Below are 21,941 nucleotides of genomic sequence, written 5' to 3' on the forward strand. Positions count from 1 at the left end.
CATCACTTATCAATTCTCGTTTCGTGTAAGGCAGGGGGCATGGCAGCAGATATCTCGCGGGCCGGGGTCGAGAAGGCCTATGGCCGCTGGGCGCCGGTCTATGATCTCGTGTTCGGCAAGGTGTTCGACGCCGGAAGGCAGTCGACCATCGCGGAGGCCGATCGCATCGGCGGCCGCATCCTCGACGTCGGTGTCGGCACCGGGCTCTCGCTGTCGGACTATTCGCGCACCACGAAGATCTGCGGCGTCGACATTTCCGAGCCGATGCTGCGCAAGGCGCAACAACGCGTGCGGACCCTTCGCCTCTCTAATGTCGAAGTGCTCTCGGTGATGGACGCGAAGAACCTCGCCTTTCCGGAAAACTTCTTCGATGCGGTGGTCGCGCAATATGTCATCACCGCCGTGCCCGATCCCGAAGGCACGCTCGACGAGTTCGTGCGCGTGCTGAGGCCCGGCGGCGAGCTGATCCTGGTCAACCACATCGGTGCCGAAAGTGGTCCGCGAAAACTGTTCGAGCTCGCCTTCGCCCCCATCGCCCGCCGCCTCGGCTGGCGCCCGGAATTCCCGTGGGAGCGCCTCGTCAAATGGGCCGCCAAACACGGCGGCGTCACGCTCGCCGAGCGCCGCCCCATGCCGCCGATGGGCCATTTTTCGCTGATCCGCTACCACAAATCGTAAGCGCAAGCGGCAAAGCCCTCACCACCCGTCATTGCTTCGCTGCGCCCGCAATGACGAGGGGGATAGCTCAGGGGACTCCACCCCGATCACATCGCACTCCCCCGGGAACATCGCCCGCGCCCTGCGCGTTTCCCTGCCATGCGCACCACATCGAACCTCATTCTGGCCGGCCTCCTGATCGCAGCCTCTGCGCCCGCGATCGCGCAGGCCCCGCCCGCCCCGGCGACGCCGCCGCAAGCGACCGCGCCGCCATCCCCGCAACACGCGGCAGCCGATTGCGCCCCGCAGGATCGCCCGAACCGCGCCACCACGCCCGATGGCACCACGACAGGGCAATCGAGGGAACCGCTCGGCGACAAACTGGCAAAATCCGACGGCGTGCTCTGCCCGCCAGCAGGCGTCGACCCCGAGATGCACGCCCCGGCGCCGAGCACCGACGGCAAGATGCCCGTCATCCCGCCCCCCGGCAGCCCCGGCGGCGACCCGAATGTGAAGCCGAAGTAAGAGAATTTCCGCGCGCTCTGCGTTCCCTGGCCTCTCACCGCCTGCGGGGAGAGGCCGCAATCCGCGCAAAGCGCGGATTGCGGGTGAGGGGGACTCTCCACGACCCGGGTGCCTAAAGCTCGGATTACACAGCCAAATCAGCCGCGTCAGATCGTAAGCGACCTTAGCTTGACTTCCCACCGCCCCCTTCCTTATATGCCGCGCATTCGCGAGATCGGCCTTATTCGCCGCCGCGAACCCTGTGGCGGGGTAGCTCAGCTGGTTAGAGCACGGGAATCATAATCCTGGGGTCGGGGGTTCGAGTCCCTCCCCCGCTACCAATCATCCGATGTTCAGCCCGGACACATAGGTAACGAAACGTACCTGACACATAGGTGACGACCTCGCACCGGTGTGCGGTCGACGCAAGCGCGCTGTAATCGCTGAGCGCTTGCGAAACCGATCACACCTGTCGTCAGTCGGAACTTCGAAGGGTTTAGCTGCGCTCTCCCCATTTTATGTTAGAGCAATTCAATCAAAGTATGTGATCGTCTTTTTCACGACGATTGGCTTTCCCTCGTCAAACAGAATTTTCGGAGATTCGTCCCCGGATCTCAACAACCAAAGCGCTTTGCTCAAAGACACTACATAGCTGTCCGGGGTGACGACCCTTTGTTGCAGGCAGACGAGCAATGAGTCACTCACTGTGAGTCGAAAGATATTCGGGAACACGATACCTTGTTCTCCGAGCGGCTTGCCCGAGAAACCGAAGGCATATTTGAGGTCCCGGATGTCGGTAATCTCGCCAGGCTTTATTACCATCGATGAAAAATCAAACCGCGGGTAAATCTTCGTATCTTGCTCGCCTTCGTCGCAACTCGCGTCTGTCGGAGTCCTGACGTCGTCGTACTTCAGGGCAACCAAGCCAAGATTGCTGGTGCGAGCCTGCCGATTTCCTGAGTTGATGTAAGTGAGTCCGATTGGCTGTGCAAATCCAATCCGGTCGATTGCCCTCGTTATAAGGGGTGCAGGAGAGGTGATCAGTACGCGCAAATCGTCAGTTTGTCGTAGCTTTGCCCAAAATCCAAAAGCCGAAATACCGAAACCAAACACCGTGATCAAAAATGTTACGACGCTGGCTAGGACGGCTCCCGACCATCGATTTTCATGAGTTGTCGAGCTTTGCGATTGACGGGTCTTTAGTAAGGCACGCATCTGCCTGCGATGCATCTCGGCATCTCCAACCTATATGTACATTGCTAAAGTTCGATTGCAATTTATGCGAGTGTTCGGCAGATCAGTCAATCTCGTTAGAGGAGTGCTCTTTTGGCGAATGGTCGACGCGACCGCTTCCTGTTTCGCCTCCGTCAACCTCTCCCCATAAAAATATTCCACTTTGCCGAAATTCGGAAATAGCGTATGTGTCGCCCATCCCGGCTCATCCTTGAGGGGCGGTCTCGAGTCGTCTTGATTGCGAGCCGGGGATGCGGTGGACGCGGCAGCGTCGGCGCGAGAGGTGCGGGCAGGGCGGGTAGTCCCTGTGAGCCCGTCACCGCGCGCAGACGAACGGCGCTGTCAGGTTCGTCTCGCCAGCATGCTTCCGGCAACGTCGACGAAGCCGGGTGATCATGCGGCGAACAAGCGAGCCGTGCGTACGGCAAAACCGTGTGGTCCTGGCTGTCGTTGCTACGGTCAAGCCTGTCGCGGAGGTGTGGAGCGTCCAACCGGATCAACCACATCGTCAATTCGCGGGGCGAGGGAGGCCAGAGGGAAATCGGCTCCCGGGAGAGCACGGCATAAGCCGTCAAACCATCGCGCAGGGAAGGCCGAGTGTTCGGCGCCACCTGTATGCTGCTGTGCGGTCTTCTTGCGCTACATTTTCGCGCAGCGGACCGCGGGTGCGAGGTCGGCACCCGGTCTTCCCTGCGCCCTCTTGGTTCGAGAGGGTAGAACGGAAAGCAAGAGCTCGGGCAGATAGTGCCGCGAGGGCGCACACGCGCGTCGCTTCTATTCCACCCGCTCCATGGATTCGCGCCCCGGCTGCCACGGCCAGCGACCCTCGATCTCCAGCGTCAGCGTCCAGCTCAGGAAAGTGCGAACCACGACGAGGCCGGCAAGCAGGCCGAGGCTCACGAAGGTCAGCTCGATCGCGATCGTCTTCACGATGTCGGCGGCCACCAGCACCTCGAGGCCGAGCAACAGCGATCGTCCAATGCTGATCTTGTAACTGTCGTATCGGGACGCGACGTCTCGGCCGAACAGGTACCGCGCGGACCAGATGATCCCGATGACGATGATGAACACGCCGAAGATTTCGATCCCGATGCCGACGAGGTGAATCCACTGGCTGGTGGCGGTCTCGAAGGAGGGAGAAGGATCGGCGGCGGAATTCATGTTCAGAGGCTGCGTTGCGGCATGGCGTCTCGAAGGCCGAGGGGCCGTCCAATGAGCGCGCATTGATCCACGCGCACGGTACGCATCATTGATCAAGATCAACGAACCGCTCGCAGGCGCGAAGATGCTGCCGTCGTCGACCGATCGGAAGCCGTGGATGGGAAAGGAAGTGGCATGCAGCTCTGGCTGATCCCCACGCTCTACGCGATTGCGAGCGTCGCGGCCGGCTTCCTGGTGCCGCGCCTGGAATCGACGTTCCTGGCCGTCAGCCTCAACCTGTCGACGTCCTCCGCCCAGGCTTACCTGTCGGCGGTCGCCTCCGGCATGATGGCGCTGACCGGCATCGTGTTCTCGATCGCCTTCGTGCTCGTCCAGTTCAATGCCGTGGTCTATTCGCCACGCCTCGTCGTCTGGTTCGCGCGAGACCGACTGTTGTTTCATTCGCTCGGCATGTTCGTAGCGACTTTCATGTACAGTCTCTCCACGCTCGCCTGGGTCGATCGCCAGGGGACCGAAGGCGTGCCTCTGCTGTCCGCGGCGATCGTGGCCGCCATGCTGGTGGCCAGCGTGCTGATGCTTGCGCAGCTCGTGCAGCGTTTGAACAATCTCCAGATCATCAGGGTGCTGCAGGCGCTCGGCGATACCGGCCGGCAAGTCATCGCCAGCACGTATCAGTCCACCCCGTGGCGGAGATCGGGCAAGGCTGCCCCAGCCCAGCAGCAGGCCTATCCGGCGGAGGTGACCGTCAGGCACGTCGGCAATCCGCAGTCGGTAGCTTCGATCGATATCGGCAGGCTGGTCGACCACGCGCGCCGGCTGGACATCGTCATCGTGCTGGAGTGCGGTGTCGGCGACACGCTGCTCGAAGACAGTGTCGTGCTCCGCGCTCGGGGCGGGACGTATCCGGCAGCCGAGAAGGAGCTGAACGCATGCGTTCATCTCGACGAGCAACGCACCTTCGAGCAGGACCCGAAATATGCGATGCGGCTGCTCGTCGATGTCGCCATCAAGGCGCTGTCCCCGGCCATCAACGATCCGACCACCGCCGTGCAGGCCATCGATCAGATCGAGGACCTGCTGCGGCGGCTGGCGAAATGCGATCTGGAGGCCTGTTGGGCGTTCGACGACGAGGGTGTTCCAAGGGTGCTCTATCGGATGCCGACCTGGGAGGATTATCTCGCGCTGGCCTTCGATGAAATCCGGCAGTTCGGATCGACCTCCATCCAGGTGATGCGCCGCCTGCGCGCCGCGCTCGCTGAGCTCGCCGAATGCGGCGAAGAGCGGCGCGCGAAACAGGTTCGCGACTATCTGGGTCATCTCGACGCCGGGATCGAGCGGTCCAGCTTCGATTCCGAGGATCGCGCTGCGGCCCGCGTCGAGGACCGCCAGGGTCTCGGCTTGTCGCACCCTCATGAGGTGCAATCTGCAAATTTCGCGGGCTCCGGCGAGAAAGGACGGGCAGTCTCGTGATCGTGCAAGCGACCGGATTGACACGTGCCAGACTGCGAGCCCCGCGCGTCGCGGCGGTGGCGGGAATCCTGTTTTCGGTGCTGCTGCTCGCGGTGTTCTGGCTGATGCGGCGCTCCGTCCCGGCCGATCCGCTCGAGCCGGGCGCTTGGCTTCACGGCGGCACCGGCAATGTCGCCTTGGCGCTGAACCTCGTGCCCTTCGCGGGCGTGGCATTCCTGTGGTTCGTCGGCTTCCTGCGCGACCGGCTGGGCACGCGCGAGGACCAGTTCTTCGCAACGATCTTCTTCGGCAGCGCGGTGCTGCTGCTCGCGATGTTGTTTGCCGCCGCTGCCGTCATCGGCGCCGTCATTCTGGCCTTCCACGCCGCGCCAAACGTGCTGATCAATTCCGCGACATTTCATTTCGGCCGGGGCCTGGCCTACGGAATGGTCAACATCTATCTCGTCAAGACCGCCTCCGTATTCATGATGACGACGTCGACGATCGCGCTCTATACGGGACTGACGCCACGCTGGCTCGCCTATGGCGGCTATGCAGTTGCCGCCATCCTCCTGATCGGAAGCTACTACATCGACTGGAGCCTCGTCGTCTTCCCGTTCTGGGTGCTCCTGGTGAGCATCAACATCTGGCTCAAGAAGGACGAGCGCGAGGTGCGCTCGTGAGGACGCTCCGCCAGCTTCTTACGGGAGAGGAGTTGATACGGCTGGTGATCCGTATCGGATTGCTCGCTCTGCTGATCATTTGGGCGCTTGTCCTGATCCGCCCGTTCGGGACGATTCTCGTCTGGGCGTTCGTGCTGGCCGTCGCGTTCAACCCCGTCTTCGTCAGGCTGGCAAAGATTCTCGGAGGACGGCCGAAGCTCGCAGCGGGCCTTCTCACCGTGGTCAATCTTCTCGTTCTTACCGGGCCGGCGGCGTGGCTCGGTATCGGCGCGGTGGAGGGACTCAGGGATTTTGCCGGGCAATTGACGGCCGGCGAGCTCAAGATTCCGTCTGCACCGGCGGCGATCAAGAGCTGGCCGCTCATCGGACCACAGCTCCATGAGCTCTGGGACCAGGCCTCGTCGAACATTCGCTCGGCTCTGCGCACGGTCGCTCCCTACCTGAAGCCGTTTGCCGGAACGCTCCTCGGGCTCGTCGGCGACGCCGGCGTCGGCGCCGTCAAGTTTCTGCTGTCGGTGGCAGTGGCCGGATTCATCCTGCCGTATGGCCAACTGTTCGTGGCGGCGGGACGGGGATTTCTGTCGCGGATCGTGCCCGAACAGAGCGAGCACTTTCTGGATCTCGCGGGGGCGACGATCCGCGCGGTATCCCAAGGTGTGATCGGTATCGCGGTCATCCAGGCCCTGCTTGCGGGGATCGGCTTCAACCTAGCGGGCATTCCGATTGCCGGCCTGCTCGCATTCGTTGTGCTGCTGCTCTCCATCGTGCAGATCGGCGCGGCAATCGTCATGCTGCCCGTGATCATCTGGATCTGGACTGACAAGGACGTCACCACGGCAGTTCTGCTGACGCTGTTTCTCGTGATCGTCGGTCTGCTCGACAACGTCTTGAAGCCGCTGCTGATGGGCCGCGGGCTGACCACACCGACCCTGGTGATCCTGCTCGGCGTGATCGGCGGGACCCTCGCGCACGGCATCGTCGGCCTCTTTATAGGGCCCATCGTTTTGTCGCTGCTCTGGGAATTGTCGGTGGCGTGGATCGCCATCGACCGTTCTGCCTCCGCTCGCAGTTCGGCCGACCGTTGACCTAGGTCAACGTATCTCCCCGCGCGCGGGCTCTCTATGAAGGGGCGGACAGAAGAGGTCGGAACATGTCGATGGAAACTCCAAATCTCCCAGGTGGTCCCATGTCCGGGCTCGTCGCTTCGGCGGTGGAGTATCTAGTGGACGCAGGACAGCGCAGCGTGCTGTTCCTGGACGTCATGCGCCGACGGGGGGACCAATATCGCGAGCACGTCGCGCAGACGGCGCCCCACGTCCTGCAATATGCCGCCGAACTGATCATCGACGGCCGCAAGCTCGACGAGCCGGTCAATTATGCGCTGGTCCGCATCATTCCCCCCAAGGGCGTCGAGATCGATCCCGAGCGGCGGCCGTTCATCGTGGTCGATCCACGCGCCGGACACGGCCCGGGCATTGGCGGCTTCAAGGCCGATAGCGAGATCGGCGTTGCGATGAAGGCGGGTCATCCCTGCTATTTTGTCGGTTTCCTGCCCGAGCCAATGCCGGGGCAGACCATCGAGCGCATCGCCCGCGCCGAGGCGCTGTTCATCGAGAAGGTCATCAGCCTGCATCCCAAGGCCGACGGCAAGCCTTGCGTGATCGGCAACTGCCAGGCCGGCTGGGCCGTGATGATCCTGGCGTCGCTGCGGCCGGAGCTGTTCGGGCCGATCATCGTCGCCGGCGCGCCGCTCGCCTATTGGGCGGGCGTGCATGGCAAATATCCGATGCGCTATTCGGGCGGACTGCTGGGGGGAAGCTGGCTGACCGCGCTCGCCAGCGATCTTGGCGCCGGCAAGTTCGACGGCGCCTGGCTGGTGCAGAACTTCGAGAACCAGAATCCGTCGAACACGCTGTGGACCAAGCAGTACAACGTCTATTCCAAGGTCGACACCGAAGCGGATCGTTATCTCGAATTCGAGCGCTGGTGGGGCGGCCACGTCAATCTGAACGCCGAGGAGATCCAGTTCATCGTCGATGAACTGTTCATCGGCAACAACCTGGCCGCCGGCAAGATCGAGATGTCCGACGGCCAGAAGGTCGATTTGCGAAACATTCGATCGCCCATTCTGGTGTTCTGTTCCGAGGGCGACAACGTCACGCCCCCACAGCAGGCGTTGGACTGGATTCTGGATTGCTACGCGGATGTCGACGAGATCAGGGCTTACGGGCAGACCATCGTCTATACCGTCCACCAGAGCGTCGGGCATCTCGGCATCTTCGTCTCGGGCGGCGTCGCCAAGAAGGAGCATACGGAATTCTCGGAGAACATCGATCTGATCGATGTGCTGCCGCCGGGGCTCTATGAGGCGACCTTCGAGGCCAAGGACGAGGAGACGACGAGCTCGGATCTCGTCGTAGGCAAGTGGGTCATGCGTTGCGAGGCGCGCACGCTCGACGACATCCGGGCGATGGGCGGCAATTCGCCGGAGGACGAGCGGCGATTTGCGGCCGCCAAGCGCCTCTCCGAGATCAATCTTGCGGCCTACCGGAAGTTCGTCCAGCCCTGGATCAAGAACGTCGTGAGTCCGCAATTGGCGGAGACGATGCGCAGCCTGCATCCATTGCGGCTGCAGTACGAGGCCTTCAGCAGCCAGAACCCGCTGATGGCCTCCGTCAGGACTGCGGCAGAAGAGATCGAGGACAAGCGCAAGCCGGTCTCGAAAGATAATCCGTTCCTGGCGTTCCAGGAGCAGATATCCAAACAGATCGTCCATGCGCTCGATAGCTGGCGCGACGCAACGGAAGCGCTGAGCGAGACGGTTTTTCTCAATCTCTACGGATCGCCTGCGGTGCAGGCTGCGCTTGGGATCGATCCGAAATCGGAGCCGTCGCGCCGGCGGGAGATGTCCGCCGAGCACCGGGCGATGCTCGAGGCGCGGATCGCCGAACTGAAAGCCAAAATCGGCGAGGGCGGCCCGCGCGAGGCAGCCACCCGAAGCCTGCTCTATATCGGTTCGGCCCGCGGAATGGTCGACGAGCGCAGCATCGAGGCGCTGCGCCGGGTTCGGCGTGATTATGGTGGCCCTCGCCTGTCGCTGGCCGAGTTCAAGATGCTGGTTCGTGAGCAGTTCTTCATGCTGCTTCTGGACGAGGAAGGTGCGCTCGCAGCCATTCCGAAACTGATGCCTGATGACGCCAATCAACGCCGAGCTCTGTTCGGATCCCTGCGGGACGTGCTGTCTGCCAGCGGCGCGGTGGTGGGTGAACCTGCAAACCGTCTTCAGCGAATTGCGGCGCTTCTTGGAGTCGATACGGGAGAGGGGAGGAGCGCGAACAAAGTTGCCCCTTTCGACCAGGCGAGAGCGTCGTAGCGGCCATTAAGAGGATCGGGAGCAACGTCATGGCAGCCGAAACCGGACAATCGCAATCCTCCAGCAAATATGACCGGCTGATTGCGGCAGCCAAGGCGATCCCTCCGGCTCCGACTGTCGTGGTGCATCCCTGCGACGAAACCTCCCTGCGCGGCGCGGTTGACAGCGCACAAGCCGGCATCATCCGGCCGATCCTGGTTGGCCCCGAAGGCAAGGTCAAGGATACGGCCAGAAAGTTCGATCTGGACATCTCGGGCTTCGAGGTTGTCGATGCCGCGCATAGCGAGGACGCCGCCGCCAAAGGGGTCGAGCTGATCCACGCCGCCAAAGGCGAGCTGCTGATGAAGGGCAGTCTGCATACGGACGAGCTGATGCGTGCTGTTACGGCCAAGGTCGGAGGCCTGCGCACTGATCGTCGCATCAGCCATGTGTTCGTCATGGACGTCCCAGCCTATGCCGAGACGCTATTCGTGACGGACGCTGCGATCAACATCTTCCCCGACCTCGACGCCAAGCGCGACATCATCCAGAACGCGATTGATCTCTATACGCAGGCCGGCTTCGGCAAGGCGCCGCGCGTCGCCATCCTGTCGGCGGTCGAGACCGTCACCTCCAAGATTCCGTCGACCATCGAGGCGGCCGCGCTGTGCAAGATGGCCGATCGCGGCCAGATCACGGGCGGCGTGCTTGACGGGCCGCTGGCGTTCGACAATGCGATCGACCCTGAGGCAGCGCGCATCAAGGGCATCAAGTCCGAGGTCGCCGGCCGGGCGCAGATCCTCGTCGTTCCGGATCTAGAGGCCGGGAACATGTTGGCTAAGAACCTCGCCTACTTCGCCAAGGCTGATGGGGCCGGCATCGTGCTTGGCGCGCGCGTGCCGGTCGTCCTGACCTCGCGGGCCGATACGCCGCGCGTGCGAATGGCCTCTTGCGCGGTGGCATCGCTTTACGCCAACGCGCGTCGCCAGCATGCTCCCACGATAGCTGCGTGACCGCCATGGATACGATCCTCGTCGTCAACGCCGGCTCCTCCAGCGTCAAGTTCCAGATCTTCTCGGTCGAGTGCGAAGGACGACTCCGGCGGCAGATAAAGGGGCAGATGGACGGCATCGGCGCTCGTCCGCGGCTGAAGGCGAGCGGCGCGGGGGGCGAGTCCCTGGCCGATCGCGCCTATCCGATCGAGGCGGTGCCGGACGTTTCAACTGCAATGGGCGTCGCCGGCGCGTGGCTGCGCGAGGAGCTTCGCATTCACCCGATTGCTGTCGGGCATCGGGTCGTGCATGGGGGGCCGGATTACGACAAGCCTGTCCTGATCGACCATGGCGTGGTGGCTCGGCTGGAGCGCTTCATCAATCTCGCGCCGTTGCACCAGCCGCACAATCTGGCGCCGATCCGATCGATCCTGACGAATTTTCCGACGCTGCCGCAGGTCGCCTGCTTCGACACCGCATTTCACCGAACGCACGGTGCTCTCGCGGATTACTACGCGATCCCGCATCGGCTTCATGCCGAGGGGGTGCGGCGCTATGGCTTTCATGGCCTGTCCTACGAGTACATCGCAAGGACCCTGCCGAGCGTCGCTCCCGAAATCGCAAAGCGTCGGGTAATCGTCGCTCACCTCGGCAGTGGCGCCTCGATGTGCGCGATGAAGGATGGCCGAAGCGTCGAGAGCACCATGGGTTTCACTGCGCTGGACGGTCTGCCGATGGGTACGCGGCCGGGCCAGCTTGATCCCGGCGTCGTGCTCTATCTGTTGGCCGAGAAGGGTATGTCGGCCGCAGGCGTGCAGGATTTCCTCTACCGCGAATGCGGCTTGAAGGGGCTTTCCGGCGTCAGCAACGATATGCGCGAGCTGGAAAGGAGCGAGGATCCCAAGGCAAAGCTTGCGATCGACTATTTCGCCTATCGGATCGGCCTCAACGCCGGCATGCTGGCAGCGGCCTTGCAGGGCTTGGATGCTTTCGTCTTCACGGCCGGCATCGGCGAGAATTCCGCAACTATTCGTGCTCGCGTGGCCGAGCAGCTGGGCTGGCTCGGGGTCGCGCTCGACCCGCTCGAAAACTCTCGCCACGCACCGCTGATCTCGCGCTCCGGAAGTCTGATCCCTGTTTACGTGGTGCCGACCGACGAAGAGCTGATGATCGCACAGCATACGCTGTCGCTGCTGATGAGCACACCATCGAGCAACCCCAGACAAGAGAGGGTGTCATGATTCCCGTGTATCCGGAAACCAAGGTTGCCTTGAAGGGCAAGAAGGGGCTCGTCGTCGGTATCGCCAACGATCAATCCATCGCCTGGGGCTGCGCCAGGGCGTTCCGTGCCCTCGGTGCCGAGCTTGCAGTGACTTATCTGAACGACCGAGCGAAGAAGCACGTCGAGCCGCTCGCCCAGGCGCTCGAAGCGCCGATCTTCATGCCGCTCGACGTGATGGTCGAAGGCCAGACCGAGCAGGTTTTCGAACGCATCGCGAAGGAGTGGGGTCAGCTCGATTTCCTGCTGCACTCGATCGCCTTCTCGCCCAAGGAGGCGCTGCACGGCCGGGTCGTCGATGTCGGCCGCGAGGGCTTCCTCAAGACCATGGAGGTCTCGTGCTGGTCGTTCCTGCGGATGGCTCATCTGGCTGAGCCGCTGATGAAGAACGGCGGCACGATGTTCACCATGACCTATTATGGCAGCCAGATGGTGGTCGAGAACTACAACATCATGGGTGTGGCGAAAGCCGCGCTGGAATCAGCAGTCCGTTATGCCGCGGCCGAACTGGGGCCGAAAGGAATCCGCGTGCACGCGATCTCGCCGGGCCCGCTGGCCACCCGTGCGGCCTCGGGCATCCCGGAGTTCGACGAACTGATGGACAAGGCGCAATCGAAGGCACCGGCGCGGAGCCTGGTGAGCATCGACGATGTGGGCAATGCCACCGCGTTTCTGGCGCTCGACGGTGCCAAGCTCATGACCGGCGGGGTGCTCTACATCGATGGCGGCTATCACATCATCGACTAGAGGACTGGATCGCGCCGATCGCGCGAGCACTCACCGATAGTGCAGCGCGATCAGCTCGGCGACACAGGCCGGCTTCGTGCCGCCCTCGATCTCGATCACGAGATGATAGTTCACGCGCAAGCCGTCGGGAGGCACGTCTTCAGCTTCGGCAACGGTCACGCGTCCTCGTAGTCTGGATCCTGCCGGCACGGGCGCCAGGTAGCGGATCCGGTCCGCGCCATAGTTGAGGGTATTGCGCAACCCCTTCAGGCCGATCACTGATCGGATGAAGAGAGGCGCGAGCGCCAGCGACAATAGTCCGTGGGCGATGGTCTTGCCGCCCGGCATCTCCTTCCTGGCGCGCTCCTGATCGACGTGAATCCATTGCTCGTCGCAGGTCGCTTCGGCGAACTGATTGATCCGTTCCTGGGTGATCTCGACCCAGTCGCTGACCCCGATCTCGGTGCCGACGGCCGCCTTAATCTCTTTGAAATCGCTGAATATGCGCATATTCCCTCGCCCGCTCATATCTTCATTTCGGGAACGCGGTCGCCGACAACCAGCTCAGCCTCCGTGACGGCCATTACCTCGCCGACGCTAATGCCGGGAGCAGTCTCGAGAAGTGTGGCCTTGCCGCCGGGAAACCCAATCACGGCGAGATCGGTGACTACCAGGCTGACCGGCCGGCTGGACGTCAGCGGCAGGTTGCACTGCTTGACGATCTTCGACTTACCCTTCGCCGCATGTTGCATGGCGACGATGACCCGTCTGGCGCCGCTCACCAGATCCATGGCGCCGCCCATGCCGGGCACCATCTTGCCGGGGATCATCCAGTTGGCGAGATGGCCGCCTGCATCGACCTGCAGACCTCCGAGCACGGTGACATCGACATGGCCGCCCCGGATCAGTCCGAAGGACATGGCGCTGTCGAACGTGCTTGCGCCCGGCAGCGCGCTGATCGGCTTTCCGCCGGCATCGGTGAGCAGCGGGTGCTCCAGTCCCTGTTCGGGAATTGGTCCAGTGCCGATCAGTCCGTTCTCGGACTGGAAGAACACCTTTAATTCGGGCGAAACATAGTTGGCGACCAGTGTCGGAATGCCGATGCCGAGGTTGACGAGATTGCCCGGCTTGAGCTCCTGCGCGACACGGCGGGCGATGATCTCCTGTGCGTCCATGATCTCACCCGTTCGCGTTGGTGACGAGATAGTCGACGAGCGGCGCCGGCGTCATGACGTGGTCGGGCGCGATCACGCCAACGGGCACGATGTGCTCCGCGGTCACGATCACGGTATCGGCCGCCATGGCCATCACCGGGTTGAAATTGCGAGAGGTTAGCGCGTAGGAGAGATTGCCGAGGTAATCGGCGAGGAAGGCGTGCACCAGCGCGAATTGCGCGCGCAGGGCGGTCTCAAGCAGATACGGCCTGCCGTCGACCTCGATCTGGCGCTTGCCTTCCGCGACCAGCGTGCCGACGCCTGTCGGTGTCAGCACGCCGCCCAGGCCGCAGCCGCCGGCGCGAATGCGTTCGGCAAAAGTGCCCTGCGGAATCAGATCGACTCCGATCTGATTGGTGAGCATCTGCTGCTGCGCCTTGGGGTTCAGGCCGATATGGGTGGCAGTCAGCCGCGAGACCAGCGCTGCGTCAAACAGCTTGCCGACACCCTTGCCGGGGGTTGCTGCGTCGTTGCTGATGATCGTGAGGCCGCTCTTCTTCTGTCGAACGACCTCGTCGAGCAAGCGCTCCGGTGTCCCGACCCCCATGAATCCGCCAACCATGATGCTCGCGCCGGTTGGGATCATCGCCACGGCTTCTTCGACGGATACGGCCCTCATGGTCGGAACTCCGGTCAGTTCGTCGACGGAATGTTGGCGGGCGGTCAGAGTAGTCCTTTGACCTGAGTCAAGGCTTCACGCCATTTTCGTCGCCCGAAATATCGATGCTCTCGAGCATCTCGCGCCACAGCTTGCGCACCTCGGCGTGGCGCCGTTCGAGCGCGGCGCTCACGGCGTCGCGAAATGGCAGGAGGCTTTCTCCCTTCAGGAACATAATTTGCGCTTGCAACAACCGGCCGCTCTCGAACTCAACGCGCCGCAGCGCCATCGCGAAGGGATCGTTCGCGTTCGCCTCGACCGGAAGCAGAGCCGCCGGCCTGATACCGGCGTGGATCGCGTGAGCGAGAGTTGCAAGATCAACGGCAAACGCCAGCGATTGATCCGGAATGCCATCCGCCGCCGCAGGAAACCAGGCGGTCTCCCAGGCCGCCGCGAGATAGCCGAGGGCGAGGTCCGGCGTCCAATGAGTTGCGCGCAGGAGCAGAGAGACAATTTCGGACTCGTTGTAGAACTGCGCGTTCAGCTCGGTCTGCCAGGCTGATTCCAGCCTCAGAGGAAGGGCGAGAGCGAAGCGACGCCCAAGCGCGCCATGGGCCGAGACCAGGAAGCTCGCGACACGGGTCTGCTGCCGGGCAGGTACGCGCCCATCGGAATCGAGCGGACCGAAGAAGGTACTCATGCGATCGCTCCCTTGACCGGGATCGCGCGCAGATGGTCGTAACCGGCAGGAAACGGCATGAGCTCGCCGCCCGCCTCGTCCGGGGCGATCCAGACCGACTTGTTGCCTTGCCAGCGTCCAGCCATCACGTCATCCGCGAAGCGGGCGAGTAAATCGGCCGTCAGTGCTGGCTTCTCCAGCGTGAAGGCATGGTAAGCCCGCGGGATGATGACGAGGCTGCTGTTGGGAATTTGAACGCGCAACGTCTCGTGCAGCGCGCGTGGCGTGAGGAAATCGAACTCGCCGTTCAAGATCATCGTGGGCACGCCGATCGACGCCAGTTGCGGCGTCAGCGGCTGGAAGTCGAGGAAGGATTCCATCAGGTTCTGCAGGGCGTAGACGTCGTTCACGAGCCAGCCCTGCCGCTTCACGCTGTCGAGCTTGTCCAGCACCGGCGCCAGCCAGTGGTCGGAGACGTTCATCGGCAGCAGCAGATCCTGCAGATAGCTGGTACCGCCGAGGATCAGGCCGGTGCGCAGCGCGTTTCCGAGCAGGAAAAGTTGCGGTGGCAGCTCGGCGAAGCAGCTCATCGGCACCAGCCCTGATAGTCGGTCGCCATATGCGATGGCATAGCGCAGCGCTATCAGGCCGCCGAAGCTGATGCCGCTCAGGAACACGGGCCCACTGCCGAGCTCCTGGATCAGGAGGTGCAGGGCCATAACCTGATCGTCCTGGCTGATGAAGAGCGCAGGTTTGTCGGACTCGCCCTGACCCAGCAGATCGAACGTTGCGACGCGGAAACCGCGCGCGATGAGCGCATCGCGATAGGCGGCCCACAGCTCGGCATATTGCGTCAGGCCGTTGACCAGCACGTAAGCCGGTGCGTCGGCAGGGCCGTCAAGCTCGTAGCGGATCCGATGCGAGCCGTGGCTGAGAAAGGGCATTGCGGCGATCCCGCGGGTAATTCGGTGCCGAAACATCCTTGGCCAGTACTTCCGCAATCCGTTGAGTTAAGTCAAAGGATGCCGCGCAGCCGCTCCTAGCCTTCGATCAGAACAATTGCCGGAGGATATCGCCATGAAAGGGAGCGAGCCTATGCGCCGTCTTCTCGTAAGTGTGGTGCTGCTGTTGATCGGCACTTCATTTGCGCTTGCGCAGCCATTCACGCGCCGCTCGTCGCAGATGCAGCATGACGAGCTGAAGAAGACCTACGAAATCGCAAACTTCCGCCTCGGTGGCAAATACGACCTCTCGGATCCCTCGAAGTGGGAGAATGGCGGAGAGGGCGGCGTCACGTTGGAATCGTTGGGCGCCGGCAAGCTGCGGACATCCTACATCGCGATCGGCAATGCCCGCCGCAACGCGGCGGGTGAAATCACCAATGCTGTGATCGTCAATTCCTACTATTCCGGCGACTCCACCGACATGTACGAGCAATGGGTCAAGGGCGCTGCCTTGTCCGGTGGCGTGCCCATCATCGGCCCGGGCCGGCCGATCGATACCGATCGCTATTATGTCGTGATGGTCGATCCGCTTGGCACCTGGGGCGCGAGCAAGCCCTCCGACGGCCTTGGCGTCAAGTTTCCGCAATACAGCTACTATGACATGGTGCAGGCCAACTACCGCATGCTGCACGACGGACTGAAGATCGCTCGCGCTGCGTTGGTTACCGGCGTCTCCATGGGCGGCACCCAGACGTACGTCTGGGGCGTGATGCATCCGGAATATGTCAGTGCAATCATGCCCATCGGCGGCACCACGCAGTCCGATGGCGATGATCCCGTGGGCAACTGGACTTTCCAGATGATGACTGCCGCGATCGAGGCCGATCCCGTCTGGCAGGCCACCAAGGGCGACTATTATAAGCTGCCCAAGGAGAAACACCCGGTGCCAGGCGTCGCTTTCGGTTGGTCGATCCTTGGCATGACTGGGTACGACTTTGCTTTCCGCACGAGCCAGAACTGGAAGGCGGTTCAGCCGGAGATCTTCTACTGGGACCCGCCTAACGAGAAGGCGGGGCTGAACGTCACCAATCGCGCCAAGCTTTATGACGCCGTCGATCTTGTCTGGCGCAACCGGGTTGGCGAGACCCACAACATCAATCCCTATCTGGGCCGCATTCGCGCGCGCACGCTGGTGATGCACATCACCAACGACCTCTGGCTGAACTTCAAGCTGGCCGAGAAGGCGGTCGACCGCGTCCCCGGCGCAGACCTCATCGCCCAGGAAAGCCCAGTCGCGCACTACGGTGTGTTCCCGATCATCAACCAGCGCAAGAACGATCCGAAGTTCGTCGCCTTCATGGACGACGTCGCGGCGCTGGATCGCGCGCAGAAGTTCGAGGACAAGAACTACCGCGTCCCCGGCGTGGCCGAAAACATCGACTCAAATAAGTCCTTCTGGAAGGATTTCGTGACCTATCCCTATCCGGTCAAATACGCCAACGCGAAGGACAGGAGCGGCAACTCCTGGCAGATCGGCTACATGGACGAATATGCCGGCACCGACAAAGATCCCAAGGTGCTGGTGATCATCCACGGCAAGGGCGCGTTCGCCGGACACTACGGCAACGTGATGCAATATGCCCTGCGCAGCGGTCTGCGCGTGATCGCGCCTGATCTGCCGCATTACGGCATGTCCGGGCCCGGCAATCTCGACAAGAGCTCGGCTCGCACCATGCAGGACATGCGCGAGGTGATCTACGACCTCGTCGTCAACCAACTCGGCGTCAAGAAAGCCTATTACCTCGGCCATTCGCTAGGCGGGCAATTTGTGATGGGGTACGCCTTGACTTGGCCGGATGCCGTCCAGGGCCTCGCCCTCGAGGCTCCCTCCGGCCTCGAGGAATATCCGCGCGACATCACGATTGCCAAGGACAAGAAGGCGAGATTGTTCGATCAGTCCTTCGACCACGACTTCGACAAGTGGAAGGCAGCCTGGGGGCCGACCGGAATCCTCGACGCCGAGATCAAGCGCTCGGAGCAGAACGTCCGCGACTTCTTCTATTTCAAGAAGCGCGATCCCGAGACCAACGCGGTCTCTGCGGCCAAGAGCGGCTACTTCTTCAGCGACAGCGAGTACGCCCGTTTCCACACCGAGCAGCGCGTCGGCCTGATCAAGGGCAACCCGAGGGAGCTCGAACAGTGGTGCAACGTGTTCATCTACGACATTTACACTATCGGCGCAGAGCTTCAGCAGGATGATCCGAAGAACCTCTACGAGCGGCTCACCCAGATCAAGGCACCGATCTTCCTCGCCTTCGGTGACAAGGAGCCGTTCATTCCGACGCCCGCCTTCAATGGATTGACCGATCTGGGCCGCGACGCGATCACGCCGTTCATGTCGCGCATGACCAATGCGGGCAATCGGCCGATTTTGAAGATTTACCCAGAGACCGGGCACTTCATCCACACGGACAATCCTGTGGAGTTTCCGGCCGACGTCGTCGATTTCGTGATCAAGGGGACGGTCGACACGTCTTCTCCGATGGGCACGGATCGCATGATCAAGGGTGCCGTGGTCTCGGCCTTGCCGGTGGCGCCGACGCCCCCGGGCGCCGCTCCGACGGCTGGCTTGAACAAGTAGGCCCGGATCATGCCCAGAGTGCAGGCGGGTGAAATCCAGCTGGGTTGGCGGGAGTGGGGACGAGGCGACGTCACAGTCGTGTTCGTCCATGGCAATCTCGCCAGCAAGGACTGGATCGAGCTCGCCGCACCGCTGTTCCCCTCCGGGGTTCGCGTGATCGGCATCGACTGGCGCGGTTGCGGCGACAGCGACCGGCCGAAGCCAGCTGCGGACTACGTCAACTACGCGATGCAGCAGCATGCGCAGGATCTGCTGGCCGCACTCGATGCGCTCGGGATCGAGTTCTGCCATCTCGCCACCCATTCCACCGGCGGCATCATCGCCGCGCGGATGCTGCTGATGCAGCCGCAACGGTTCGGGCGGGTGTTCGCGCTCGATCCGGTTACGCCGCTCGGGATGGCCTTCAATGCTGATCAGATTGGCGTGTTTCGCGCGATGATGGCGAGCAAGGAGGTGACGCGGGCGGTGATGGCCACTGCGGCGTCCTCCCTGTTCGTTCCCGACAGTCTTGCACCAAACGCCGTGCCGCGGTTTCGAGAGGGGCTTGGAGATATCCAGCGCCTGTTTGAGCGTATCCTCGAGCAGACCTTCAGCGTCTCCGAGGGTATTTGGATCGGCACGCCCGTCAATCTCAATCGGGAGTGGGAAAGCAAGGAACTGGAGCGCCGGATGGCCGAAATCCGGCATCCGCACCTGGTGCTCTGGGGAGAGCGGGACGGGTGGATCCCGCCGGCGGACCTGAGGGCCATGGCGGCCGCTATGCCGGACTGCCGGCTCGTGATCGTGCCCGGTGTCGGCCATTCGATGAATCTCGAAATCCCGGCGCTTTTTGCCGGCTATTTCGGTGCCTGGTTCGGAGGACTAGCGAGGTAGCGGCATCGCTATCGGCAACGGCGGGACGAGGAGAAGATTATGGCCAGCACGACCAAGCTCTCGGTTGAGAAGGCGCTCGAAAAGCTGCGCCGCGACGAATTGCAAAAGACCGGGACGGAACAGCGCGACGAGAAGACCGAGGCGCTGCAGAAGGAGATCAAGCGCATGAGAGCGCAAAGGCAGCGTCTCGACCCGATCTCGCGCAAGCGCAGTTGAGCTGCGTTCGGCCCGGATGGCAGTCCAATTTCTGGCTGGCAGCTTCGTCAGCGCGATCAACATCATGATCCACGCGATTGTGACGGTCGGTGCAATCGGCATCGCTCGCGCCGCCGGGTTGAGGCACACGGGCCGACCGAGGCTGCATCTGATGGCGGTGATGGTCGCGACGGCAGCGGTGCTCATGCTCGCGCACACGCTGGAGGCCCTGGTCTGGGCGCTCGCCTATTTGATGCTCGGCGCTGCACCAATCGGATCCGACCTGCTCTATTTTGCCTTCGTCAATTACACCACGCTGGGTTACGGCGATATCACCCCAGTTCAAGCATGGCGCTTGACCGGGCCGATGACCGCCATGAACGGCATTCTTCTGTTCGGCTGGTCGACCGCCGTGCTGTTCGAAGTCCTGCGCAAGACGCTGGAGCACCTCGCCGCGATCGGCGCCGGCGGATTCAGCCCTGCAGATCGATAGTGGCGAGCTTTTGACGGTCCGACAGCACGATCTGGCGCTGCGTGTTGCCGACAAATTCGATGATGCCGAACTCGTGGAGCCGGGACAGGGCGCGCGACACCGTCTCCAGCGTCAAGCCGAGATAGTCGGCGATATCGCGTCGCGACATCGGCAGCGCTATGACGTCGGCCCCGGTCAGTCGCTGATCCATTTCCAGGATGAAGGCAGCGACCCGTTCGAGCGACGTCTTGCGACCCAGCAGCAACATGTGATCTTCGGCGTGCTGGAGGTTCGTCGTCGTCATGTTGAGCAGGTTGTTGGCCACGACGGGATCATTGTCCGCCACCAGCTCCAGCGTTTGCCTGCGGATCAGCCGCACAGTGGTGTCGACAATCGCCTCAGCCGTGAAGCGGTGCGAACTTCCGTTCTCCAGGCCAAAGATGTCGCCGGCAAGGTGAAACGCACCGATCTGGCGCCGCCCGTCCGAAAGCAGCTTGTAGCTTCGCACCGCGCCCGTCTTGACTTGATAGACGTACTCGGCAGGCTCCTTCTCGCCATAGATCTCCGTTCCCTTCTTGTAGCTGAATTCGCTCAAGCTGACCGCGGGGTTCAGATCGCTGGTCATTCCAAGGTCGCGAAGGGAACTGGAGCGGGAGGTCACATCGCTGTTGCGCACAAACATGGGCCAACTCCTCAACGAAATCGCTGAATTGGTCTCAGATCAGAATTCCATTGCCAGGAATGCGCCGCGCAATCCCACTCCCGCCGAGGTTGATTTACGGCTAAAGAGGATATTCCTGTCCATTGTCTCAAGGGACAATGTACCTTCGCACGGGGGGGCGAAGCTTCGTGCGCGGGATGAGAAGCCGAGAGCGAAATGTATGATTTGAAGCAATGTTTCGTTTGAAAGTTCTGCTAAGCACAATGTCATTCATATGGATGGAATTGCCTTCAGATCTAAACGCTTTGGGCTGCCGTCCGCTCAAGTGGGCTCTGCGGCGACATAGCGGCTGAGAGGTGGAATTGCCCGGCCTGGTTCATGTGGTAGACGACGATGCTTCGTTTCGCACCGCGATAGAGCGCCGGCTGCGATTGGCAGGTTACGACGTCGTCGTACATTCATCGGCGGCGGAGTTGCTCGATCACCTTCCACGCGGTGAAACACCTGCGTGCGTGCTGCTCGACGTGAAGATACCGGGCCTCAGTGGTCCTGATCTGCAAAGCCGGTTGAACGAGCTCGGTTCGACATTGCCGATCATCTTTGTCACCGGGTATGCCGATACGGCAACGACTGTGCGCACGATCAAGGCCGGTGCGGAGGATTTCCTGACGAAGCCGGTATCGTCTGAACAGCTGATTGATGCGATAGAGCGCGCCTTGGCGCGTCACAATGCCGCACAGAGCCAGCGGATCAAGCTCGGCATGTTTCGCGCCCTCCTGGCATCGCTGACGCCGCGCGAGCGGCAAGTCTTCGATCTCATCGTACGCGGCAAGATCAACAAGCAGATCGCTCACGAGCTCGGAACGACGGAGCGAACGATCAAGGCACATCGCCATCAGGTGATGGAGAAGATGCGGGTGAGTTCGTTCGCAGAACTCGTATCGCTCGCTGAGCGACTTGGCATGCTGGATCCGAATAGCCACTGAAAGGTCCTGATGTGCGGCCTCTTGAGGCCGAGAAGTCGTCGCGCCCTGTCCAAAGGGACAATATCGCATGTTATTGACGGACTGGCTTTCCAGGCGCGCAATGCCTCCCGATCTTGGATGGTCAAGCGGATCGTAGCGAAGGTTGCCCGCCCTGATCCTCCTGCCAGGCTCGAAGGAAAGCTGGTTATCTTGCCCGAGTACAAGTCCGTTTACGTCGTCGACGATGATCCCTCCATGCGACGAAGCATGAAGCGGCTGCTCCGCGAGCATGGGTACGAGACGGTGTTGTTCGACTCGGCAGGAGCGTTGATCCGGCACGGCAGATTCGAGTGGGCTCTTTGCATCGTTCTCGACATCGATCTCAATGGCAGCTCCGGAATCGATTTGCGACGTCAGCTTGTGACCCAAGGTATTGCCGTGCCGATCATTTTTGTGACCGGCAACGACAGTGAGGCCTGCCGCTCGGCGGCGGTGGAGTCGGGGTGCGCCGCTTACCTCAACAAACCGTTCATGCCGCAATCATTCATTGCGTCCATACAGGCGGTATGCGGGCGTGCAAATTAGCGAGATATCGGTCTTTCGGCGACAATCGACATTCCATTGATTTTAATCAACGGCCCGATCAAGCGTTTGGGCTCACGT

The 21,941-nt window shown here is 62.1% G+C and carries 23 protein-coding genes and 1 tRNA gene; 16 read left to right on the forward strand and 8 right to left on the reverse strand.

All coding sequences use genetic code 11. The features are described 5' to 3' along the window. Positions 1-39 precede the first annotated feature (39 nt). From X265_RS08060 to X265_RS08070, 3 genes are all read left to right on the forward strand, one after another. A complete protein-coding gene (locus tag X265_RS08060) occupies positions 40-678 on the forward strand; it encodes a class I SAM-dependent methyltransferase (RefSeq protein ID WP_128964323.1) in 639 nt (212 codons plus the stop codon). 138 nt (positions 679-816) lie between these two features. Further along, positions 817-1,182, forward strand: coding sequence for a hypothetical protein (locus X265_RS08065; protein ID WP_128964324.1), 366 nt, complete (start codon positions 817-819; stop codon positions 1,180-1,182). 243 nt (positions 1,183-1,425) lie between these two features. Further along, positions 1,426-1,502: transfer RNA gene (locus X265_RS08070), tRNA-Met, on the forward strand. Positions 1,503-1,692: 190 nt separating this feature from the next. On the opposite strand, the gene X265_RS08075 is transcribed toward X265_RS08070, so the two are convergent. Both X265_RS08075 and X265_RS08090 read right to left on the reverse strand, forming a co-directional pair. Further along, positions 1,693-2,391: a hypothetical protein gene (locus X265_RS08075; protein ID WP_128964325.1), complete on the reverse strand. Its 699-nt coding sequence runs from the start codon at positions 2,389-2,391 to the stop codon at positions 1,693-1,695. A 777-nt stretch (positions 2,392-3,168) separates the two neighbouring features. Further along, positions 3,169-3,555 carry a DUF1622 domain-containing protein gene (locus X265_RS08090; protein WP_164938469.1) on the reverse strand — a complete coding sequence of 129 codons (387 nt, stop codon included), beginning with the start codon at positions 3,553-3,555 and terminating at the stop codon, positions 3,169-3,171. A 174-nt stretch (positions 3,556-3,729) separates the two neighbouring features. On the opposite strand from X265_RS08090, the gene X265_RS08095 reads away from it, so the two are divergent. The 7 genes from X265_RS08095 (at position 3,730) to fabI (ending at position 12,057) form a co-directional block, all read left to right on the forward strand. After that, on the forward strand, positions 3,730-5,025 hold the full coding sequence (locus tag X265_RS08095; RefSeq protein ID WP_128964326.1) for a DUF2254 domain-containing protein: 1,296 nt from the start codon (positions 3,730-3,732) through the stop codon (positions 5,023-5,025). Positions 5,026-5,042: 17 nt separating this feature from the next. Then, positions 5,043-5,687: a hypothetical protein gene (locus X265_RS41245; RefSeq protein ID WP_244659243.1), complete on the forward strand. Its 645-nt coding sequence runs from the start codon at positions 5,043-5,045 to the stop codon at positions 5,685-5,687. Next, on the forward strand, positions 5,684-6,772 hold the full coding sequence (locus tag X265_RS41250; RefSeq protein ID WP_244659242.1) for an AI-2E family transporter: 1,089 nt from the start codon (positions 5,684-5,686) through the stop codon (positions 6,770-6,772). The genes X265_RS41245 and X265_RS41250 overlap by 4 nt, the downstream gene beginning before the upstream one ends. 65 nt (positions 6,773-6,837) lie before the next feature. Next, on the forward strand, positions 6,838-9,060 hold the full coding sequence (locus X265_RS08110; protein WP_128964327.1) for a DUF3141 domain-containing protein: 2,223 nt from the start codon (positions 6,838-6,840) through the stop codon (positions 9,058-9,060). Positions 9,061-9,089: 29 nt separating this feature from the next. Further along, entirely contained in the window at positions 9,090-10,052 is a 963-nt protein-coding gene (locus X265_RS08115) for a phosphate acetyltransferase (protein ID WP_128964328.1), read from the forward strand. A gap of 5 nt (positions 10,053-10,057) precedes the next feature. Continuing rightward, positions 10,058-11,272: an acetate/propionate family kinase gene (locus tag X265_RS08120; RefSeq protein WP_128969181.1), complete on the forward strand. Its 1,215-nt coding sequence runs from the start codon at positions 10,058-10,060 to the stop codon at positions 11,270-11,272. Beyond that, entirely contained in the window at positions 11,269-12,057 is a 789-nt protein-coding gene (gene fabI / locus X265_RS08125) for an enoyl-ACP reductase FabI (protein ID WP_128964329.1), read from the forward strand. The genes X265_RS08120 and fabI overlap by 4 nt, the downstream gene beginning before the upstream one ends. A 30-nt stretch (positions 12,058-12,087) precedes the next feature. On the opposite strand, the gene X265_RS08130 is transcribed toward fabI, so the two are convergent. The 5 genes from X265_RS08130 to X265_RS08150 all read right to left on the reverse strand — a co-directional run bounded on the left by X265_RS08130 (position 12,088) and on the right by X265_RS08150 (position 15,471). Continuing rightward, the gene (locus tag X265_RS08130; protein ID WP_128964330.1) at positions 12,088-12,546 is read right to left on the reverse strand and encodes a MaoC family dehydratase; all 459 of its coding nucleotides are present in this window, start codon (positions 12,544-12,546) and stop codon (positions 12,088-12,090) included. Between the two features lie 14 nt (positions 12,547-12,560). Next, positions 12,561-13,211 (reverse strand): 3-oxoacid CoA-transferase subunit B, encoded by a 651-nt coding sequence (locus tag X265_RS08135; RefSeq protein WP_128964331.1) that lies wholly within the window; start codon positions 13,209-13,211, stop codon positions 12,561-12,563. 4 nt (positions 13,212-13,215) lie between these two features. Further along, positions 13,216-13,869, reverse strand: coding sequence for a CoA transferase subunit A (locus tag X265_RS08140; protein WP_128964332.1), 654 nt, complete (start codon positions 13,867-13,869; stop codon positions 13,216-13,218). A gap of 67 nt (positions 13,870-13,936) precedes the next feature. Next, on the reverse strand, positions 13,937-14,548 hold the full coding sequence (locus tag X265_RS08145; protein ID WP_128964333.1) for a hypothetical protein: 612 nt from the start codon (positions 14,546-14,548) through the stop codon (positions 13,937-13,939). Further along, entirely contained in the window at positions 14,545-15,471 is a 927-nt protein-coding gene (locus X265_RS08150) for an alpha/beta fold hydrolase (protein WP_128964334.1), read from the reverse strand. The genes X265_RS08145 and X265_RS08150 overlap by 4 nt, the downstream gene beginning before the upstream one ends. A gap of 133 nt (positions 15,472-15,604) precedes the next feature. On the opposite strand from X265_RS08150, the gene X265_RS08155 reads away from it, so the two are divergent. The 4 genes from X265_RS08155 to X265_RS08165 are packed head-to-tail and all read left to right on the forward strand — an operon-like array spanning position 15,605 to position 19,673. Continuing rightward, positions 15,605-18,112 (forward strand): alpha/beta hydrolase, encoded by a 2,508-nt coding sequence (locus X265_RS08155; RefSeq protein ID WP_128964335.1) that lies wholly within the window; start codon positions 15,605-15,607, stop codon positions 18,110-18,112. A gap of 9 nt (positions 18,113-18,121) precedes the next feature. After that, on the forward strand, positions 18,122-18,985 hold the full coding sequence (locus X265_RS08160) for an alpha/beta fold hydrolase (RefSeq protein ID WP_128964336.1): 864 nt from the start codon (positions 18,122-18,124) through the stop codon (positions 18,983-18,985). A gap of 39 nt (positions 18,986-19,024) precedes the next feature. Beyond that, entirely contained in the window at positions 19,025-19,201 is a 177-nt protein-coding gene (locus X265_RS40345) for a hypothetical protein (RefSeq protein WP_164938471.1), read from the forward strand. A gap of 16 nt (positions 19,202-19,217) precedes the next feature. Continuing rightward, positions 19,218-19,673, forward strand: a complete 456-nt coding sequence (locus tag X265_RS08165) for a potassium channel family protein (RefSeq protein ID WP_128964337.1) — start codon at positions 19,218-19,220, stop codon at positions 19,671-19,673. Here the strand turns inward: X265_RS08165 and X265_RS08170 are convergent. Then, positions 19,654-20,334 carry a helix-turn-helix domain-containing protein gene (locus X265_RS08170; protein ID WP_128964338.1) on the reverse strand — a complete coding sequence of 227 codons (681 nt, stop codon included), beginning with the start codon at positions 20,332-20,334 and terminating at the stop codon, positions 19,654-19,656. The genes X265_RS08165 and X265_RS08170 overlap by 20 nt on opposite strands. A 341-nt stretch (positions 20,335-20,675) precedes the next feature. Between X265_RS08170 and X265_RS08175 the strand changes: the two genes are divergently transcribed. Together X265_RS08175 and X265_RS08180 are read left to right on the forward strand one after the other, a co-directional pair. Further along, the gene (locus tag X265_RS08175; RefSeq protein ID WP_128964339.1) at positions 20,676-21,299 is read left to right on the forward strand and encodes a response regulator transcription factor; all 624 of its coding nucleotides are present in this window, start codon (positions 20,676-20,678) and stop codon (positions 21,297-21,299) included. A 117-nt stretch (positions 21,300-21,416) separates the two neighbouring features. Beyond that, positions 21,417-21,863 carry a response regulator transcription factor gene (locus X265_RS08180; RefSeq protein WP_128964340.1) on the forward strand — a complete coding sequence of 149 codons (447 nt, stop codon included), beginning with the start codon at positions 21,417-21,419 and terminating at the stop codon, positions 21,861-21,863. Positions 21,864-21,941 lie beyond the last annotated feature (78 nt).

It is taken from the genome of Bradyrhizobium guangdongense (assembly GCF_004114975.1).
GTDB classification, from domain to species: Bacteria; Pseudomonadota; Alphaproteobacteria; order Rhizobiales; family Xanthobacteraceae; genus Bradyrhizobium; species Bradyrhizobium guangdongense.

Coding starts and splice junctions, on each gene's coding strand:
- X265_RS08160 (WP_128964336.1), top strand. CDS start 18,122: ATGCCCAGAGTGCAGGCGGGTGAAATCCAGCTGGGTTGGCGGGAGTGG.
- X265_RS40345 (WP_164938471.1), top strand. CDS start 19,025: ATGGCCAGCACGACCAAGCTCTCGGTTGAGAAGGCGCTCGAAAAGCTG.
- fabI (WP_128964329.1), top strand. CDS start 11,269: ATGATTCCCGTGTATCCGGAAACCAAGGTTGCCTTGAAGGGCAAGAAG.
- X265_RS08170 (WP_128964338.1), bottom strand. CDS start 20,334: ATGTTTGTGCGCAACAGCGATGTGACCTCCCGCTCCAGTTCCCTTCGC.
- X265_RS08090 (WP_164938469.1), bottom strand. CDS start 3,555: ATGAATTCCGCCGCCGATCCTTCTCCCTCCTTCGAGACCGCCACCAGC.
- X265_RS08145 (WP_128964333.1), bottom strand. CDS start 14,548: ATGAGTACCTTCTTCGGTCCGCTCGATTCCGATGGGCGCGTACCTGCC.
- X265_RS08155 (WP_128964335.1), top strand. CDS start 15,605: ATGAAAGGGAGCGAGCCTATGCGCCGTCTTCTCGTAAGTGTGGTGCTG.
- X265_RS08115 (WP_128964328.1), top strand. CDS start 9,090: ATGGCAGCCGAAACCGGACAATCGCAATCCTCCAGCAAATATGACCGG.
- X265_RS08165 (WP_128964337.1), top strand. CDS start 19,218: ATGGCAGTCCAATTTCTGGCTGGCAGCTTCGTCAGCGCGATCAACATC.
- X265_RS08060 (WP_128964323.1), top strand. CDS start 40: ATGGCAGCAGATATCTCGCGGGCCGGGGTCGAGAAGGCCTATGGCCGC.
- X265_RS08095 (WP_128964326.1), top strand. CDS start 3,730: ATGCAGCTCTGGCTGATCCCCACGCTCTACGCGATTGCGAGCGTCGCG.
- X265_RS08150 (WP_128964334.1), bottom strand. CDS start 15,471: ATGCCCTTTCTCAGCCACGGCTCGCATCGGATCCGCTACGAGCTTGAC.
- X265_RS08180 (WP_128964340.1), top strand. CDS start 21,417: ATGGTCAAGCGGATCGTAGCGAAGGTTGCCCGCCCTGATCCTCCTGCC.
- X265_RS08110 (WP_128964327.1), top strand. CDS start 6,838: ATGTCGATGGAAACTCCAAATCTCCCAGGTGGTCCCATGTCCGGGCTC.
- X265_RS08130 (WP_128964330.1), bottom strand. CDS start 12,546: ATGCGCATATTCAGCGATTTCAAAGAGATTAAGGCGGCCGTCGGCACC.
- X265_RS08075 (WP_128964325.1), bottom strand. CDS start 2,391: ATGCATCGCAGGCAGATGCGTGCCTTACTAAAGACCCGTCAATCGCAA.
- X265_RS08120 (WP_128969181.1), top strand. CDS start 10,058: ATGGATACGATCCTCGTCGTCAACGCCGGCTCCTCCAGCGTCAAGTTC.
- X265_RS08065 (WP_128964324.1), top strand. CDS start 817: ATGCGCACCACATCGAACCTCATTCTGGCCGGCCTCCTGATCGCAGCC.
- X265_RS08140 (WP_128964332.1), bottom strand. CDS start 13,869: ATGAGGGCCGTATCCGTCGAAGAAGCCGTGGCGATGATCCCAACCGGC.
- X265_RS08135 (WP_128964331.1), bottom strand. CDS start 13,211: ATGGACGCACAGGAGATCATCGCCCGCCGTGTCGCGCAGGAGCTCAAG.